This is a genomic window from Mesorhizobium sp. M7A.F.Ca.US.006.04.2.1 (genome assembly GCF_004022915.1).
Classification (GTDB): Bacteria; Pseudomonadota; Alphaproteobacteria; order Rhizobiales; family Rhizobiaceae; genus Mesorhizobium; species Mesorhizobium ciceri.
The window spans coordinates 1-386 of record NZ_RZQA01001699.1 but is presented as its reverse complement, the minus strand read 5'-3'; the positions used below and the strand labels follow the sequence as shown (position 1 = coordinate 386).

The 386-nt window shown below is 63.7% G+C and carries 1 pseudogene; it reads left to right on the top strand.

Annotated features, from left to right (window positions below):
- Nucleotides 1-386: pseudogene (locus EN925_RS39480) on the top strand (flagellar motor switch protein FliG); the annotation flags it as partial.

Here is a 386-nt window from a genome sequence, read left to right as displayed (position 1 = left end):
ACCTTGACCCGCGCGCAGAAGGCGGCCGCCATACTTGTGGCGATGGGCAAGCCGTCGGCCAGCCGCCTGCTGAAATTCTTCAAGCAGGAAGAACTGAAGGCCCTGATCGAGGGCGCCCGGCTGCTGCGGACGATTCCGCAAAGCGATCTTGAGCGCATTGTCGCTGAGTTCGAGGCCGAATTCACCGAAGGGGCGGGATTGCTCGATTCCGCCGACAGGATGGACACCATCCTCAACGAATCGCTCTCGCCCGAAGAGATGAGCGCGATCATGGGCGACAGGAAATTCGAGGTCGCACCGGAAGGCCCGCCGCCGATCTGGCCCGAGCTCGAAAAGCTCGAACCGGCGCGGCTTGGCGCCTTCCTGGCCGGTGAGCATCCGCAGAC